The sequence below is a fragment of the Devosia sp. 1635 genome, assembly GCF_013185955.1.
Lineage (GTDB): Bacteria > Pseudomonadota > Alphaproteobacteria > Rhizobiales > Devosiaceae > Devosia.
Map to the genome: position 1 here is coordinate 733,297 of NZ_JABAOM010000003.1, position 15,086 is coordinate 748,382.

The 15,086-nt window shown below is 57.3% G+C and carries 12 protein-coding genes; 5 read left to right on the forward strand and 7 right to left on the reverse strand.

Features of this window, described 5'->3' with window-relative positions; all coding sequences use genetic code 11:
• Positions 1–41: 41 nt before the first annotated feature.
• The 3 genes from HRU92_RS15765 (at position 42) to HRU92_RS15775 (ending at position 5,092) form a co-directional block, all read left to right on the forward strand.
• Complete coding sequence (locus HRU92_RS15765; RefSeq protein WP_172121906.1) at positions 42–1,610, forward strand: ABC transporter substrate-binding protein; 1,569 nt, start codon at positions 42–44, stop codon at positions 1,608–1,610.
• Between the two features lie 465 nt (positions 1,611–2,075).
• Positions 2,076–4,121, forward strand: a complete 2,046-nt coding sequence (locus tag HRU92_RS15770; RefSeq protein WP_173088477.1) for a DUF2961 domain-containing protein — start codon at positions 2,076–2,078, stop codon at positions 4,119–4,121.
• An 89-nt stretch (positions 4,122–4,210) separates the two neighbouring features.
• Positions 4,211–5,092 (forward strand): pentapeptide repeat-containing protein, encoded by an 882-nt coding sequence (locus tag HRU92_RS15775; RefSeq protein WP_172121908.1) that lies wholly within the window; start codon positions 4,211–4,213, stop codon positions 5,090–5,092.
• Here HRU92_RS15775 and HRU92_RS15780 read toward each other — a convergent pair whose 3' ends face one another.
• The 4 genes from HRU92_RS15780 to HRU92_RS15795 form a co-directional block, all read right to left on the reverse strand.
• Positions 5,093–5,806 (reverse strand): hypothetical protein, encoded by a 714-nt coding sequence (locus HRU92_RS15780; RefSeq protein ID WP_172121909.1) that lies wholly within the window; start codon positions 5,804–5,806, stop codon positions 5,093–5,095.
• Entirely contained in the window at positions 5,803–7,323 is a 1,521-nt protein-coding gene (locus HRU92_RS15785; RefSeq protein WP_172121910.1) for a PQQ-binding-like beta-propeller repeat protein, read from the reverse strand. The genes HRU92_RS15780 and HRU92_RS15785 overlap by 4 nt, the downstream gene beginning before the upstream one ends.
• A 193-nt stretch (positions 7,324–7,516) precedes the next feature.
• Positions 7,517–9,394: a PQQ-dependent dehydrogenase, methanol/ethanol family gene (locus HRU92_RS15790; RefSeq protein WP_248307163.1), complete on the reverse strand. Its 1,878-nt coding sequence runs from the start codon at positions 9,392–9,394 to the stop codon at positions 7,517–7,519.
• Positions 9,395–9,453: 59 nt separating this feature from the next.
• On the reverse strand, positions 9,454–9,768 hold the full coding sequence (locus tag HRU92_RS15795; protein ID WP_172121911.1) for a Rieske 2Fe-2S domain-containing protein: 315 nt from the start codon (positions 9,766–9,768) through the stop codon (positions 9,454–9,456).
• Positions 9,769–10,362: 594 nt separating this feature from the next.
• On the opposite strand from HRU92_RS15795, the gene HRU92_RS15800 reads away from it, so the two are divergent.
• Positions 10,363–11,355: an SMP-30/gluconolactonase/LRE family protein gene (locus HRU92_RS15800; RefSeq protein ID WP_172121912.1), complete on the forward strand. Its 993-nt coding sequence runs from the start codon at positions 10,363–10,365 to the stop codon at positions 11,353–11,355.
• Between the two features lie 176 nt (positions 11,356–11,531).
• Entirely contained in the window at positions 11,532–11,993 is a 462-nt protein-coding gene (locus tag HRU92_RS15805) for a hypothetical protein (protein WP_172121913.1), read from the forward strand.
• A 125-nt stretch (positions 11,994–12,118) separates the two neighbouring features.
• Here HRU92_RS15805 and HRU92_RS15810 read toward each other — a convergent pair whose 3' ends face one another.
• From HRU92_RS15810 to HRU92_RS15820, 3 genes are read right to left on the reverse strand one after another with little or no spacing between them, the layout of a single operon-like run.
• Positions 12,119–12,940 carry an ABC transporter permease gene (locus HRU92_RS15810; protein WP_172124765.1) on the reverse strand — a complete coding sequence of 274 codons (822 nt, stop codon included), beginning with the start codon at positions 12,938–12,940 and terminating at the stop codon, positions 12,119–12,121.
• Complete coding sequence (locus tag HRU92_RS15815) at positions 12,937–14,112, reverse strand: ABC transporter substrate-binding protein (RefSeq protein WP_172121914.1); 1,176 nt, start codon at positions 14,110–14,112, stop codon at positions 12,937–12,939. Before HRU92_RS15815 ends, HRU92_RS15810 begins: the two co-directional genes overlap by 4 nt.
• Positions 14,105–15,085 carry a PQQ-dependent catabolism-associated beta-propeller protein gene (locus HRU92_RS15820; RefSeq protein ID WP_173088479.1) on the reverse strand — a complete coding sequence of 327 codons (981 nt, stop codon included), beginning with the start codon at positions 15,083–15,085 and terminating at the stop codon, positions 14,105–14,107. Before HRU92_RS15820 ends, HRU92_RS15815 begins: the two co-directional genes overlap by 8 nt.
• Between the last annotated feature and the right edge of the window lies 1 nt (position 15,086).

Below are 15,086 nucleotides of genomic sequence, written 5' to 3' on the forward strand. Positions count from 1 at the left end.
AAAGCGTGACATGCACGCCATCGCAGCTGAAGGGGAGTAGAATGAAACCACGCGGTCTTTTACGAACGGCGCTCCTTGCGCTCAGCCTGAGTGTAGGTGCTGTTGCATCTTCTCCGGTGATGGCCCAGAGCAAGCCGGTTATCTTCCTTGAACGTGCCGAGCCAGTCAGTCTCGATCCGATGTTCACGCAGGCTGACGCCAATGTCATCCTGTCGATCCATGAAACACTGTTCCGCCTCGACAACGCAGGCGAGGTGGTGCCCGCGATCGCCGAGACGATTACCATGATCGATCCCTTGAACTGGGAGATCAAGATCCGACCCAACTTGGTGTTCCATAATGGCGAACCGATCAACGCCGATGCGGCGGTGTTCACATTCGGTCGCGCAAAAAAATTATTCGAAGCTGGGGAGGGCGACCTGACCTTCGCGCTCGGGGCGCTGAAATACGACCACATGGAGAAGGTGGATGACCTAACCGTGAAGCTCGTGATGACCGCGCCCGATCCGATCATCACCTCGCATATGGTCAATCCTGAACTGTCTCTTCTCCCACCTAAATACTACTCTGAGCATACGCCCGAGGAGGTCGCATTCGCCCCGGTGGGTGCAGGTGGCTACCAGTTCGTTTCGTACCGGCCAGGTGAGGGTCTGGTACTCAAGGCTTTCGAGAAGTACCGGTCGGGCAAGCCGCCGGTAGACGACGTTGTGATCAGGGCCGTGCCGGAAGTCGCGACCCGTATCAGCGAGATGAAGGCCGGGTCTGCCGATCTGATGGTGGGGGTCCCCGCGGACCTCAAAGCAGACCTCGAGAGTTCAGGGGTAAATGTCATCGTTGCCGCGAGCTACCGCCGCTTGTTTGTGGCTATCAAGCAGGGCCGCCACCCGGCACTAGCTGATGTCAAAGTGCGTCAAGCGCTGAACTACGCTATTAACTGCGAAGAAATGGCCGACGCTCTGCTTGGCGGAATGGCGGAGTGTTCCATTGACCTCGTCAATCCGCCCCACCAAGATCCCGACCTGAAGCCTTATGCTTACGATCCGGAAAAGGCCAAGCAGCTCTTGGACGAAGCGGGCTGGGTGGTTGGAAGCGGCGGTGTTCGCGAAAAGGACGGAGTGCGACTGTCGCTCAACTTCGACACCACAAACGGCTCCTATCTGATGGACAGCGACATGGCGCAGGTCATGGCGGAGTACTGGAAGGAAGTGGGAATCGAAATTGCTGACCTGCGGGTGATTGATGCCTCGGTCAGCTCACAAATGCGGGCGCAGCAAGGTGCCGGTTACCGCGACCTAATGAACAGCTCGTCTGGTCCCGATTATACATGTCAGGGCGATCTGCTTCTGGTGCAAAAGGATTCCGGCTCGAACCGTATGAGCTGGGTGGACGACAAGTTCGAAGCAATGTTCGTGGCCTTCAACCAGGAATTCGATCAGTCCAAGTGGTCCGAGATGTGCAACGCCGCCCAAGCATATGTCGCTGAGCAGGCGCCCGTGGTGTGGTTGTTTACTGAACCGACCTTGTACGGCGTGGCCCCACGTCTGCAATATGAACCGCGTCGCGACGGCCGAGTGTATCTCAACCTAGTGCTCAAAGGCGTTCAAGAGTAACCAGACGGTAAGCTGATAGCCTGGGTTACAAAGCCCAGGCCGTCACCAGATCTGACGGATGGCGCGCGGTAAGTTGCTTTGTGTCAATGGCCTTAAAATGCTCGCACTGGTGTTCAGAATGCTGGTTGTTTCGTCAGCATCGCGTTCCGAAAAATCGGCAGTATTTCTGTCCTCGCGCCGCATATGTTGACCATCTTCGAGACTGCAGACACTGTACCAACCTAGCAATGGTGCGCACCGCACGGAGGTTCGATCGTGCCTCTATGGTTTGTTATCGGCCTCTACTTCTTCTTTGGCATGTCCCCCCAAAGCTTGGCAGGTGACCTAAGATCGCCCGGCTTAGAGCCTAGGCTTGTCCTACAGCAGCCGCCGAACAAGTTGAACCCGCCTCTTATTCCGATCGGAGTAGACGCATTTCGGATGTGGGATCGCTGGCACCATCTGCGCATCGGGGCGCGTGCTTACATGCGAAGCACCTATGACCGAGCTGGTGGTAATCACCACGCCGATGCCAGCCACTTTCTTTATCAGCTGGCCGACGACCGCAACGTCACCCTTGACATCCAAGGCCCCGCCATCCTGGCCTTTGTTCGCCACAACCATTGGCATGGCAGTCCCTGGCGCTATGTCGTGGATGGCGCGGAATATGTGGTCGAAGAAAGTTCGACTTCGACACCCCACAATCCAGTGCCGAATTCCGTGTTTCTACCTTTGGCGGCATTCCCCAGTCCGCTGACCTGGACCTGGTCGCAAACCATGGGTGCAGATTTGTCCTGGGTACCGATACCGATCGAACGTTCTTTTCAAATGGAGTATAGCCGCACTCATTATGGGACGGGCTACTATATCTTCCACCAGTTCGTTCCAGGTGCCAACCTGTCCAGCCCCATCCGCAGTTGGGACGCTTCTCCGCCACCAGCCGAGGTGCTGGAGCTGATTGGGCGCTCGGGAACCGACATCGCGCCCACGCAGGACTCCCTGGCGGGCAAGCGGCTGGGACTAGAAGAGCTCTCCGGTACTCTCGCGCTTGAGGGGAAGCCGAGGGATATTGCTTTCCTGAGCGGCGCTCAGCGCCTTCTCCGGGCTTTCAAAATTTCCATCCCGCGCGAGCGGGCACTGGATCTTGCCAAGGTTCGGCTGAAGGTGACTTGGGATGGAAGGTCGCAACCCTCTATAGATGTGCCGGTACCCCTCTTTTTTGGGACGGGCTCGCTCTACAACCACGACAATCGCGAATTTCTCGTCAAAGCTTTTCCCGTCACAGTGCGGTTCGACAGTGAGCGGATCGAGCTTGCCGCCTACTTCCCTATGCCGTTCTTTCACTCGGCCCGCTTCGAACTGGTGCCCGAAGCCGGCCTGATCATACCTGACCTGCGCTGGTCGGTTCGTACCCAGCCACTAGATGCACCTACCAACCACGTTGGGTATTTCCATGCGACCTATCGAGACTTCCCAAACCCCGAAAGAGGCAAGGATCTGGTCCTGCTTGACACAACTGTGGTCGAGGGCGGCGGCGACTGGGCGGGTCACCTCGTCGGGACTTCGTTTATATTCTCTCATCAGGCGAACCTGACCACCTTAGAGGGCGACCCCCGGTTCTTCTTCGACGACAGCCGTACACCCCAAGCGCAGGGAACTGGCACCGAGGAGTGGGCCGGGGGTGGCGATTACTGGGGTGGGCAGACCGTGACGCTGCCGTTCGCCGGCCACCCAGTCGGAGGACCACAGGGCTCGCCGCGCTCGGAGGCTGACAAGATAGAGTCGGCTTACCGGTTCCTGTTGGCGGACCTGATGCCATTTGGGCGCAATGCTCGGGTTCAGCTAGAGCACGGCGGGCTCAACGAGTCAGTCGAGCACTACCAGACGGCGACTTTCTGGTATGGACTGCCTAGCGCATCGCTGGTCAAGACTGACGAGGTGGACATCGGCAATGCGGAAAGTGAGCAAGGCCACGCCTACTCTTCGCCACAGGCAAGCCAGAAGGTAGAGCTGACGTCCCGCTTCGAGTTGGGTCCCGACAGTCTGGACGGGGTGGAAATCTACCCTGCCCACACCGAGGACGGACGGACCACGACGGGCACATCCGAGTTTACGCTTAGGATTGATCCAGACAATGTCGGAGTTCTTTTGCGTCGAACGTTAGATTATGGCTTTCCAAATCAGCGGGCGAGTATTGCGGTCGCTGACGCGAGTGAGCCGGACCAGCTGTGGGATGATATTGATTTCAAGTCAGCCGGCATTTGGTATTTGGCAGGCTCAAACCTATCCGTCTTCTCGGATCCGCCCGATGAACTAGGGGCGGCTGAGCACGTGGTGATGGTATCGAACCGCCGGTTCCGAGAGGACGAGTTCCTCTTACCCAAAGCCTTTACAGAAGGCCGATCAGCTATCCGGATCCGCATTACCTTCGATCCTGTAATGCAGCCCCTGTTTCCTGGATATCCAGTACCGGAGCTGGCTTGGAGCGAACTAGACTATGCGGCTTACTCGTTTATAGTGCCCAAGTTATGACGTTACAGAGTTAAGCTAAAGTTAGTCGTTTCAGGTCGTGGTGAACACTGCAGGGTATATTCCACCTGGCGCTAGATTGATGGTGCTGGGTGCACACGTTATCGACAGTTGCTGTTGAAAAAACAAGCAAAAAAGGAGCGGCATTGATGATCATGATGCGGGTTTTTCTTGCCTTGCTGCTAGTGGCCGTCGCGACACATCCAGTTACTGCTCAGACTAATGTTGTATGTCGGCCGTTCAACACAGCATCCGCTCACCCCTACGTGGCTTATGACGAACGCGAAGTTCCTGCGGTCGGCAATCGGGACCGATTTCTTGCGGGCCAAGTTCGCGATTGCCCGCGCTGCAATCTGCAGGGCGCTCAACTACAGCAATGGGATTTGTCAGGTGCCGACCTGAGAGGCGCTGACCTCTCAGGAGCAGTGCTTCACCGCGCGGTGTTGGCTGAAACGCAACTAGACGGTGCAATTCTAGTCCGTGCGAACCTTAACAAGACAGATCTGCGAGGTGCCTCTCTTGTGGAGGCAAAGCTGAACGGAGCTCTGCTTTATGGTGCGGACCTGAGTGGCGCGACCATGGTGCGAGCGGACTTAACCGACGCCCGCCTGCAACATGCGCGCTTGATGCGGGCTCGCCTCGAAGCGGCCGTACTTGTTCGTTCTCTAGGACGTGATGCTAATCTTGCCGCAGCTGATCTGCGACAAGCAGATTTGCAGCTTTCCAACTTCCAGAACGCCAGATTTCAGCAGGCTGTTCTGCGACAAGCCAACCTAGCCAATGCAGGCTTTGTGGGTGCGGATTTTACCTCAGCCGACCTTACACAGGCCTCAGCCTTTAATGCCGATTTTCTGGCAGCGACATTAACAGATACGCGTTTGGTCAACGCGGATCTTCGGAATGTCCGGATTGATGGCGCGGAGCTGGTTTGTGCGAATTTCGACAATGCGGTCATTGGACCGGCGGTGCCTTAATTATCGATCGTCACTTGTCGCCGCTGTGGCCATCAATTCGAACCGACTGGTGCTGACGAAGTAAGTTGGCTGCACCTTGCCGAACTCGTCCGTGAAGCTTTCTCCCCTGCGGTGATAATAGTCCTGCTCGACTTTGAGCGACGCATCTGCGGTCAGCTTGGTGCATCGCCTTTTTACAAAAAAGCTCGTTATGGCGGTTTCCCGTTCAGCCAAGGGCAGTTCTTGGCAGTCCCAATCTGTCTCGCCAAAATGACGCATGAACAAAGCTCCAAGACGCCAATGATCGTTCCGAGTTCCTGGCTCGACGCCTCTTGGATCCGTAACAACCCTGATGCCACGTAGAACGCCAGCACCGTCCAGCAAGGCGGAGGTCATTACATCAAAGCCGTAAACTCGGGTGCCGCGCAGCCGTTCTATATCATGGGCCTGCTCTAGGGCCCGAGCCACATACTCGCCCTCGTCGTTGTATCGGAAGTAAACTTCATAGAGTTCGTCGCCACTAGGCCTACAGCTAAGGTAATCGGTGAAGCTCTTTAGCGGCCGTGCTGGTGGCCCTCCATTTGTACCGCAGGCTAGTTCGACGAAGTCCCGGGGCAGGGTGGTGGCTGTCTGACCGAGTTGGAGGTCCCAGACGCTGTGCCGCTCCTCGGCGAGGACCGGTGAACATGTGAAGGCAATAAGAAGTGCAGCGCAATTTTGCGCAATTGCCTTCATTCGACGGGAGCTCCTACACCGAGGACGACAAGGACAAATAAGGCCTCGTTCATCTTCATCTGCTCGGGTTGGTAGGATAGATCCTTGTTGAAGCGGTTCCCCCCAACAACCACCGCCAATAGCTGTTCTCCATCGACCTCGAATGTGATTGGAGGATTGGGCGTCAGGGTTCCGAAACCCGCGGACCAAAGCGTTTCTAATGTCTCATCATGCAGAGCATGGAGCGTACCCTCAGCCGTCGTAGTGAAAACCAGTCCTCCTGCGGTCGCGAGGGCGCCTGCATGAAGCGGAAAATCGAACAGGCGCTGCTCCACCACTCGCCCACTTGCCGGATCCACCGCGGCTAGCATCCCAAGTGCATTGTCCACTCCTGAGTAGTATGCCCCAAGCCAGCCGGGTGCGGAGGTTGTGACGATCGGCCGAACGCCTGGATGACATCCATCGGCTGCGGCGCCATACGCCAAACCGGTGCGCGGGCTGAAAGCAGAGGTGAAGCTGGGTGCGCTCCGAAGGTTTGGGCATCCAGGGGACCACACAGGCTGCGCAGAACTGAGTGGGACTACTACCCCGGCCTCTGCCGGACCTTGAGCGGCATTCGCTACGGCCTGCCAGTCGCTTGGGAGATACTCCGTTTCAACGCGGCGCTCGAGAGTTTGAGAGTCGAGCGAATAGAACCGACCATCGGTGCCAAAGTGGGCGACGCCGCTTCCGAGTGGTGGAGCCCCCGGAGTCAACAGGTAGCTGGATGCCTCAGACAGCATATCGGGTGTGGTATCTGGATAATTGAACACGTTTTGGACTTCGCCCGTCACCAAGTCGAGCGCGACAACGGCGTTGGTGCTGGGCAGAGCCAGTCCTGCATCGGCTACACTAAGCTCCGGCCGGCTCGTCCCCCAAATGGTCGTATGCGTCTGATTATCATATATACCAGTCTGTAGGAATGCACCCGCCCAGCCCTCGCCGGGTTTTGGGTGGCGTTGCCACAACCGAGCTCCAGTACGGGCATTTATGCCGTCAATCTGCGTCCTAGCTCCGCGATCCGCTCCTGATCCTCCCACGACGATGGTGTCACCGACGACTAAGGGGGGTGCTGAAATGGTGTAACCCTCAATTGGATTTCCCACCTGGACAGATCGGGTGATTTCACCGGTGCCCTCATCGATCCAGTGCAGTTGTCCGTCGGCCGCGATGGACAGCAACGAGTCCTCGTAAAAAGCCAATCCACGACTTGCCTGTAGCCAGGCATCAAGATTGTGTTGGCCCGCATCCTTCCGCCAAATTACGCGCCCCTGAGCCGCAAGATCGATCTTGGAGACGGCTCCCCAGCCATCCACCACATACAGGAAGCCGTCCTTGACGAGGGGGCTGATCGGCAGGGTTGCATCGGTATTTCCCGCTGCATCCATCAAGCCTCCAAGCACTATGCTGTAGCGGACCTTGAGCCCGGCTACGTTTTCTTGATTGATGCTTTGCAATGTAGAGAAGCGGTGTCCTGCGGGACCACCTAGATTGCTCAACCAGTTCTGGGAGGACACACCGGGCTTGGTTAACTCTTGCGCCGAGGCTCCCGCCGTCCAGGGGAGAAGGACAGCGCAGGAGGTAACTAACAGCAAGATGACAGTAGCGCGTAGACGGATGGCAAGCACAATTAGCCCCGGCCGGTTGGGAGCGGGATGTTCACCCCGCTCCTGTGTTCACTAAAGGCCGGACTCACTTCGAGGCGGTAGTCTGCGTGGGTTGATCTTCCACTTCAAAGACCCAGATCACCCCGCCGATGGGTACCGAGGTTCCGGACTTGAAGCGGTCTGGATAGCTCGTAGCCAGGCGTGTTTGCATTCCAGCCGCATCAATACCCCAACCGGCCTGGACAGCGATGTACTGCTTGCCATCTGCTTCGAAGCTTGAAGGAACGCCGATGACTCCCGAGTTTAGCTGCATTTCCCACAAGACGTCGCCGGTCTTGGCATCAAAGGCCCGGAACATCTTGTCATTGGTTCCGCCCCCAAACACCAAGCCCCCGCCGGTAGTCAGCAGCGGACCCCAGTTGGCCGAGTTGGGGAAGGTATGCGTCCAGACCTTCTCCCCTGTCGTCAGGTCCCACGCCTGCACTTCCCCGATGTGATCGGCTGTCTCGGTGAGATAGAGCTCGGAGAGGTCCCCTTGCGTGCCGCGAGTAAAGCTGGCCCCGGGCCGGTACTCAACCACCGTTCCGCCTTGCATTCTGGTGCACAGATTTTCGTTCGCGGGGATGTAAACATAATTGGTTTCTGGGCTGTAGGCGATCGGCGGCCAATCCTTGCCACCCCAGAACGAGGGGCAGAAATCTCCCAGAATACCAGTACCAGGCTTGGTGCCTTCGTTGTATTCGACCTTTCCGGTTTCCGGATCCATGCTCTTGATCCAGTTCTCCGCGACGTAAGGCGTTCCTTCGATGAAGTTGATAGGACCCTCATCAGTGCGCTCGAGCATCCAGAGCACACCATCGCGTGCAGCGTGAACGAGGCCGGGCACTTCCTGACCATCTTTTTGCAAAGGCACCAAAATAGGCGCAGCGACTTCGTCCCAGTCAAAGGAGTCGTTGGGATGGTATTGGAAGTGGCCTTCAATTGCGCCGGAGTCGGCGGCGAGCGCCACCACAGATGTCAGGTAAAGATTGTCGCCGGGCCTCTGGTCACCCATCCAGGGTCCACCATTTCCGGTGCCCCAATAGATCAGTTTAGTTTTTGGATCGTACTGTCCAGTAATCCAGCTCGACCCGCCCCCGGTCTTCCAGGCATCCTCATGTTCGTCGCCCGGTTGCGGCCATGTTTCTGAGCCGGGCTCACCCGGCGCGGGCACCAAGAAGGTTCTCCAGGCCTCCTCACCGGTCTCAGCATCGAACGCAGCCACATAGCCGCGAACCCCGCGTTCACCACCCGAGGTGCCAACCACGATCTTGTCTTCTACAACAAGAGGAGCCAGGTTGGCGTAGTAACCGTCGCGGTAGTCCTGCACGGTCGTGGTCCACACTTCATTCCCGCTTTTGGCATCAAGCGCCACAAGAATGGAGTCACGGGACATCCAGTACAGTTTGTCGCCCAGCAGCGCCACGCCGCGATTAGTGGGATGAGAGCCCAGCATGTCGGCGGGGAGTTCGCGGCGATAACGCCATAGGATCTCTCCAGACGCCGCATCGATCGCCAACACCTGGTTACCTGCGGTAGCTGCAAACATGACGCCGTTGACTACGGTTGGGGGCGCCTCGTGACCTTCAGAAAAGCCCGTGGACAACATCCAAGCAGGCTTCAAACCGGCCACATTTTCCGTGTTTATCTGGTCCAGCGGACTGTAACCCCAGCCGTCATAAGTCCGACGGTACATGGGCCAGTCACCATCAGCGGGGTTGGTCAGCATGTCCAATGTCACTGGTGTATAATCAGGAATTGTGACTGGAAGCTGCGGAACTGCCGGCGGGGCGGCGCTCGTTGCCGCAGGCGGCGGGGTTGCAGCTGGCGCTGCGGGGGCAGGGGCCGCCTGCTGAGCCAGAACGCTGCTGGTGAGCAGCGCCAGGCTCAATGCGGCAAGCATCGGGCGTGTTGATGCAATCATGGTAACATTCCTCCTAGTGTTGAGCGGCACCACGATGTTTCGCTTGGACCGCGGACAGATTATTCGGCGTCGCCACCCAGACGCGAATCGAATGCGCCGGCAATAACCAGCCTGTCGCCCTCGAGCCCGAGAGCGATCGAGGGTAGCTTGCGGGTCGCTGGTCCCTGAACCACCGCCCCGTTCCTCTTAGGATCAAATTGCGACAGGTGGCATGGGCATTCGATAATCTTGGCATCGGGCAGCCAATCGGTGACTTCGCAGGCTGCATGGGTGCAGATTACGGTGTTGGCGACCACGCCACCCGCAGCATTGGGCAGCGTATCAGGGCTGAGTTCGGCATCATCCCAGCGCGACAGCACGAGCAGGTTAAACAAGGAGCGCGACCGCGCCTCTCCAGTGACTGGATCGGCTGGCCAAGCCTGCAGAGGGCCGCCGCCAACCTCCAGATCAGACGGAGTCAGCGGCGTGGTTTGATCGTCGCCGGAGGCACGTACAAGAAGATCGCCGGGTTGCGGAGGTAATCTGTCTGCCTCTTGGCTCAAGGCTCCGCCTGCCATACCGTAGACAGCAACTCCCGCGAGCCCCGCCAGAACCGCACGCCGGTGCATCTGGCAGCATTGAGTCCCGCTATCATCGTTCTGTTCTTGATCGGCCAATTTTCTCTTCCCGTTGATATTTCATGTCATTCAACTGCGGGCTCGGGCGCTTCGCCCTTGTTTCCTCGCATTAGTTCAAGGCTAGCACACCAGGCCTGCGGAACAAGCCTCGATCACCTTAAAGCTCGAATTTACTACAAAAGTACTAGAAGGGCGCGGCGCATTAACTGGTTGGTCGACGGACGAGTCTCTGCGCATAGTAAGGTTGCTGAATGGCGTGGAGGAGCACGTACGCCCTCGGGCGGCAGCAAGGATAAGCGATAGCCATCTATCCCGAACCAAGAACAACATGATGAGAGCAGAGGAAGCGCTATGAAGTCCCTTACATCGGCAACACTGTTGGCTGCACTGATGCAGTGCGGTCCTACCCTTGCACAGCAAGCACCCGACCCCGCAACTCAGCCTTTTGAGGCTGGTCTTCCACTCGGCGTTGTCCAAGATGGCGAGACAATCCCCATCTCGGACAACGTGAAAGTCTTCGGCGCGATCGTCAACGCCGAGAGCTGTGTCTACGACGAGACACGTGATCTGATACTGGCGGTCAACCGCGGCGTGAACCAGAACCAGGTGGCAAATGATGGCTTCGTGTCTCTGATCAATCACGACGGTTCGGTTCACACTGCCCGTTGGATCGGGGTAAATCGCAACGGCCTGACACTAAATCAGCCGTTCGGCAGCGATATCAGTGGTGGCAAGTTATACTTGGCAGATCGTGACGGGGGGACAAGCGATGCCGACCCGAGCGTTTCGGTGGTCCGCATCTTCGATATCGCGACCGGGGCGCCTGCCGGCGAGTTAAGAACGGCTGAGTCGACAGGCTTCAACGACATCGAAGTGACTGATGACGGCACCATCTATGCCACGCAGACGGGAAGTGGCACACCGCCCGATCCGACCACGTTTAAAGTCTTCAAGGTCACGCCGGACGGGCAATCGTCCGTGGTGGTGGAAGGTGCCCCCCTTAATCGACCTAACGGCATCGCCCTAGATGGGGCGGGCAACCTGGTAGTCGTCAATATTGGCGACAAGGCCGTCCTAACCTTCTCAGTAGATGGGGAGCTAGTTGCCACGGAGGAAGCCGCACAGGACGGGAATGATGGCCTGGTGATCATGCAGGACGGTACCAAATATGTCAGCAGCGTCTTGAGGGGAGGCGTATCACGAATACCCGCTGGTGGGGGCGCTGCCGAGCTGATCGCGACCGGTATCCCGAGTGCTGCCTCGATGTGCTATGATGCAGGTGCCAATCAGCTGGTCATCCCGATGAACCCCAATAACGCTATGGCTTTTATTAAGCTCGACTAAAGCAGATTTTCAGCCTGACTTTGGGACGCGTGGCGCAGCTCACTTGCTAGAATAGTATCAAGCGTCCCAAGTCTACGTCATTCGTAGCAGAAACCGGAACTGTGGTTAGGCAAGGGCATTGATCCCGGATCAGGGTAGGCCCAACGCACTACCCTAGAAAAAGAGAGGAGCCTACAATGAGGATGAATACCCTGGTGCTCGCCATAGTGCTGAGCATGCCCTTTGCCGCGACTGCACATGCGCAGTCTGCTAATTCTACCGGCCAGAACGCCGGAACGACGACTGCACCCTCCGCTGATGTTACAAGCCAACAAAAAGGCGAGTACCACGACTTCAGCGCTTTCCTGGAGACCTTTGGAAACGCGGATTTCACCGCAGCCAACACTGCCTTAGAAGGAACGTCCACCTATACAGTCGTGTCAATCGCATCACTTGCAAACGCTGACAAGGCGAGCCTGCAGACGGAAATTGACAAACATGCGCAGGACATCGAGGCCTTGCGAGCTTTGATCTCTGATAATCAGGAGGCTGTCGGCTACCTTGAGGATGAGGGGCTAACCCCTGAGCATGTGGTCTGGGCCGAAAGCGCGGATAACGGGACAATCCTGCTCTTTGTATCCGATTTTGACGGCGTGTAGTGCCGACTTGGCCGGTCTATGAGTACCATCAGGCTGGGCAAGGCCCGGCCTGTTCAATTCCTGCATGGAGATTGGCGGTCGAGCTGATTGGCGGGCCGCAATGAGCCCGGTTATGCGGCTGCGACCTACCTAGTCAGGGCGCTAGGGCGTTTAATCCGGCGAATGGCACCAGTGTGTGCATCGTAGCCCCTCGCCGCTAGGACAAACGCGATGAAAGCCGATCCCGCGACAACCGCAGCAGACACAACGTTGAACTGCCCGTATGCCGCAAAGCGCATCAATTCGACGGCGTGGGTAAACGGATTGCACAGGGACACGTAATAGATTGCCTCCGCTCCGGCCTCCCTCAACTTCCACAGTGGGTATAGGGCGGATGACAGAAAGAACATCGGGAAAACAACAAAGTTCATCATCCCAGCAAAGTTCTCGATTTGCGGCGTATATACTGACACCAGCAGCCCAATTGAGCCCAGCATTATGCCGGTAAGGATCATGGCAGGCAAAACTGTTAGGTAGCCCGCGCTTGGCAGACCGGTGTCCAGGACGAGCGCAACGATCAAAAAAGCATAAGCCTGTAAAACTGAGAGGATCGTAGCTGCAGCAATTTTAGCGAATAGCAAGAAGCTCCGGGGTAGGGGGCTGACTAGCATTACTCGCATGACGCCAGCTTCACGGTCATAAATCATGGATAGCGCCGACTGCATGCACTGAAAGAGGATCACGATCCCCATGAGCCCGGGTAATATGTACTCCTGGTACGGCGTGTAAGTTCTATAAGGAGGGATTATCGATACCCCAAGGAGGTCGTGCAGCCCCGAAGCAAACACAAGCAGCCAAAGTGTCGGGCGTACCAAGGCCGCCAACAACCTCTCGGTCTGACGAACGAATTTCGCAATTTCTCGGCGTGTTACCGCCCACAAGCCGAGCCATAGATAGGCAGCCGTTATTCGCACTGATGTTCCGGTTCGTCCGTGCCTAGCGTATCAAGATCGTTGATCTGGTGCGCAAAACCCTCAAGCGGTGCTTGCACAATGACGGCGTTGTGCGTCGCAAGCATGAGTGGCATCCGCATCTGCCCGTCCCAAGAACGGAAGCCCAGCTGCACACCCTTCGAACCGTCCAGTTTGAAACGGGAGCTCCGCATATACTCTGCAATTTTAGCAGGATCATCGGAGCGCGCTTTAGCGTAGGCGGTGACGATCGCCTTCGCTGCCATCCAGGTGGACCAATCAGAGCCGGCCATGCGTCTCCCACTAGCGAGGTCCGCAAAGCGCGATGTTACCTGTGGTGCGCCGTAGCGTTCGGAGGACCACTGCCATTCGGAGGATATCAGTCCTGTCGATCCCAGAACCGGTCTCGGCAACTGCGTGGCATAGGGTAGATAACGTGCAAACTCTCCGTCCGAGTCGGCGACATAGATCACGTCGTAATCCGCGCCACCCGTAATCAGGAGCGTGTTGTTAGCCTCCCGACTTGCGGGGTCGGTCGCGAGCGTGAAAGAGCGGGTATCCACCACATCGAGTCGCAAACGGTCGGCCGCCCCCTGGAACGCTTCGGCAATTGCCTTGTCACGTGATTGCTCGCCCACTAGAACAAGAACCCGGGTCCAGTTGCGCGTGCGCAGATATTGGGCAATGGCATCCGCGTGCATCCGGTCTGAAGCTGCCGTGTGCAGCAGGTTTGGATAGCAGCGGTTGCGCAGGAAGTCTTCAGGGGCTGTGGCGTTCACCAAAGTCACCGGAAGATCTCTAGCAAACGCTGCAAGCTGGTCCAGCAAAGGAGCGGGCAAGTCTAGGATGACAAAGCTTTCGCCACCCTTGACCATCTCATTGAGCTTTACTGTCAGCCCTGCTAGTTCAGAGGCTTGCTGGTGATCGAGGGCGAATGCCCGCCCTGAAGCTTCGGATATGATCTTGAGATCTTCGATTCCCAAAATGGCGCCCTCGACCGGGTTGCCGCCGGGAGCAACCTCAATACGGGCATAGACCACATCGGGATCGTACCGAGGATCGTCTTCGCGGCCGAGATATCCGATCTTGACTTGCTGCTGACCCAAGGCCGTTCCCACCACGCACAGCAGAATGGTGGCTGACACAAACAGTGCTTTGGCGCTAATCATCGATGACCACCGAATGGGGGACGCGACCCACCGGAATTGAGCGAATTGGTTCCATGGAGGCCATGTCGACTATTGTTATGTCGTCGGAAAGCCCGTTCGCTACGATTGCCGTCTTCTCGTCGCTAGAGAGGTCAACTGACCATGCGCGGCGACCAACCAGAACATACTTTAGAACTTCATAGGTGCTGGTATCCACAACGGCGATGTGATTGGCCCGACCAAGGCTGACCAGCACCTTGCTGCCATCGAGTGTGATGGCCATTCCGACCGGGGTAACGTCTTCCTCGCGGAACCCAGGTGGCACGAATACCAAGCTATCGCCTTTGATTTCGTTCGTCGCAGTATCTATGATGTAGATCTCGCTCGAAAGCTCGCATGACACCCAAAGCTCCGATCCATCGGGTGTAAGAATAAAGCGCCGAGGACGGGTGCCGACCACAATGTTCTCGATCACCGCACTCGTGGCAGTGTCGATCACATGCACCATATCGGCAACTTCGGAGGTGACGTAGGCAGTCTTGCCGTCGGGTGTGACCAACACCCCCTCGGGTTCTGCTCCTGTAGGTATGTTGCTGACCGTCAAGCGGGATTCGAGTTCGATGGCCTCCAGTGCAGAGTCTTCTTCGTTGGAAACGTAGATGATCTTCTCGTCAGGCGTGAAGGCAAACACTTCTGGACTCGGCCCTGTGGGTATGGAGTCCACGACCTCGAGTGTGGCGACATCGATGATGTCGATGGCGTCATCGTCCCCGCAGGCTACATAGAGCAGTGTCTTCTCCGAGTTGAAGTGCATGTCTCGTGGTCGGCGTGACGTCGGAATGCGCTTGATGATGTTGTGTTCCTGGTCGAGGACGACAACTTCGTTACCCTTCTCGGCGGACACGAACATCAGCCCCGTGCCTGCGGCTTCGACACCTATGACCGCGACAAGCATTAGGAAGAAGGGGGTGAGCAGGCGAATTGCCAGTTTCATT